The sequence below is a fragment of the Salinarimonas ramus genome (assembly GCF_014645695.1).
Taxonomy (GTDB): domain Bacteria; phylum Pseudomonadota; class Alphaproteobacteria; order Rhizobiales; family Beijerinckiaceae; genus Salinarimonas; species Salinarimonas ramus.
Window position 1 is genome coordinate 1 of the sequence record NZ_BMMF01000028.1, and the last position, 2,578, is coordinate 2,578.

A 2,578-nucleotide genomic window follows, 5' to 3' on the forward strand; every position below is an offset into this window, starting at 1 on the left:
CTGCCGATCTTCCGGTGCGCGCTGCGGCGCCGGTCGAGTACGTCCGCACCTGCCCGAACGCCCCGATCGGCGGCACGGGCTTCTTCGTCGTCCCCGGCACCGAGACCTGCCTGCAGATCTCCGGCTACGTCCGCGCCGAGTACCGCTTCAACGACGACAATGATCGCGTGTTCTCGCGCCTTCAGGACGACGTTGACTTCTTCGCTCGCGGCTCGCTGGCGTTCGATGCCCGCACGGCCACCGAGTACGGCACGCTCCGCTCGTTCATCCGCGTCAACGCCGAGCGCTTCGACGACGCCGCTGACGTCGACTTCGCCTACCTCGACCAGGGCTTCATCCAGTTCGCTGGCCTGACCGCTGGTCGCATCACGTCGTTCTTCTCGTTCTTCGCCGGCAACCTGATGACCAGCTCGGGCGGTCTCACCGATCCGTCCGTCGAGGTTCTCGCCTACACGGCCACGTTCGGCTCGGGCTTCTCGGCCACGATCTCGGTCGAGGACACGAAGTACCGTCGCGGTGCACTGGCCGTCGGTCCGGGCGTCGTCGTCCCGGCTGGTGCGGTCGTTCCGGCTGCTGGCTTCGGTTACGGTGGTCAGGAGCTGCCGGCTCTCGTCGCCAACCTGAACGTCGCTCAGGCTTGGGGTTCCGCCCAGATCATGGGTGCCCTCCAGCAGATTCGTCACAACGTCGGCAACGTGGCCGTCGATGACGAGCTTGGCTGGGCGATCGGCGCGGGCGTGAACATCCGTCTGCCGATGATCGCGGCGGGCGACGCTCTGTGGCTGCAGGCGACCTACGCGGACGGCGCGATCAACTACGCCGATCCGATCTCGGGCGGCAACGAGTTCAACATCGGCGTCGTCGATGCGGCTCTCGTCGGCACCCCCGGCAACCTGTCGCTTGAGAACACCGAGGCGTGGTCGATCGCGGCTGCCTTCCGTCACTACTGGACCCCGACCATCTGGCAGGACATCGAGGGTGCGTACGGTGAGGTTGACGCCCCTGAGGCCGCCGTGTTTGTCGGCGCGCGCCCCGCTACGCTCCCCGATGGTGCGGTCCAGGACTTCACGTGGTACCAGCTTGGCACCCGTCTCAACTGGCGCCCGGTGTCCGGCCTGACCTTCTCGGCTGACGTCGTTTACCGCAACGTCGATGCCGACTTCGATGTCGTCTACACCCCGGCTGGCGGCATCGCCACCCGCACGGGCGACACCGAGAATTGGGCTGGCCGTCTCCGTATCCAGCGCGACTTCTGATCCGTTCCATACGGTTCAGTGGGAAGCCCCGGCGTTCACGCCGGGGCTTTTTCTATGTCTGGGCCGTCCAATCTGATGGTCCTGTGACCGTTGTCGTGCGATTCGGCTGATCTCCTCGTGCAGGTCGTCGGTTCGCAGGTGGCCGTAGCGGGCGGTCATCTGAAGGGTTCGATGCCCGAGGACGCGGCTCAGCTTGTAGAGATCTCCCCCGCTTTGGACCCACCAAGATGCGAACGTATGTCGCAGGTCATGAAAGCGAAAGTTCACGATTCCTGCGCGTTCACAGGCCGCCTTAAATCCCTTCTTATTGCAAAGCATACGGCTTCCGTCCGGCTTGCAAAAGAGGTAGCGGGATGTTGGGCGATTCGGCTTGGCGAGAAGGTCCGTGATCGTCTCGATTGCCTTATCGGATAACGGAACACGGCGTGGTGAGTTGGTCTTCGTCTCCTGGAGGTGCACCTCGCGTCGACGCAGGTCTAAGCTGTCCATCGTAAGCCCGAGCATCTCCTCCTTGCGCATGCCCGTCTCGACAGCGAGGGTAATGATCGGCTTGAGATCGGCGTGTGCGACAGCGTGGAGGCGCTTAAACTCGGTGCGGGTGAGGAAACGGGTTCGCGGCGGCGATTCGCGAAGGAACTTCTTGCTCATGGCCGTGACCGGATTGGTGTCGATCCATCCCCAGCCGATCGCCATCGAGATCATCGTTCCTAGAAACGCGATATCGCGACGTATAGTGGTGTCCGTCACCCCCGCCTTTTTGCGTTCGGAGATAAACGACGCAATGACCTTGCGGTCGATCTCGTCGAGGTAGAGGTGGTCGCAGGCAGCAATCCAGTTCCGGCTGTTGGACGTGTAGGTTCGTCTCGTTCCTGGCTTGATCGTTGTCTCGGCGAAGAAGCGTTCGACGACTTCTGTCAGGAGGTGGCGCGTCTTGCCGTTGTTGCGGGCTCGCTCGACATACTCGGCCATGAGATTGCGGAGGAAAGCCTCCGCTTGCCGCTTGTTCGTCGTTCTGGCCGAGCGGCGGACGTGCTCACCGTCAAACTGAAACCGAACCCACCACGTTGGACCACGCTTGTAGACGCTCGCCATCGCCCCTCCTAACGGTTGATAGGCGATGCGGCTCATAGCCATAATGGAACGTCCCATCGCCTTGCGCGACGCTCGCTCCAGCCGGCAGCATCGTCAATGAGATGAGCTGAGGACACGCAGGAGCGCCCATAGATCGTGAAGATCAATCGACGAAGAACGTGTCGGATGTGGGTGGCAGCTGCTGTTCAGCGCGGATGCGCACGAACTCGATGATACGCGTGCGTTCCTCG

2 protein-coding genes are annotated in these 2,578 nt (G+C 62.8%); one reads left to right on the top strand and one right to left on the bottom strand.

Features of this window, described 5'->3' with window-relative positions; all coding sequences use genetic code 11:
• Nucleotides 1-1,256, top strand: a 1,256-nt coding sequence (locus tag IEX89_RS24005) for a porin (protein ID WP_188915828.1), incomplete at its 5' end; no start/stop codon positions are given.
• Nucleotides 1,257-1,271: 15 nt separating this feature from the next.
• Here IEX89_RS24005 and IEX89_RS24010 read toward each other — a convergent pair.
• Nucleotides 1,272-2,348, bottom strand: a complete 1,077-nt coding sequence (locus IEX89_RS24010) for a tyrosine-type recombinase/integrase (protein WP_188915829.1) — start codon at nt 2,346-2,348, stop codon at nt 1,272-1,274.
• Nucleotides 2,349-2,578 lie beyond the last annotated feature (230 nt).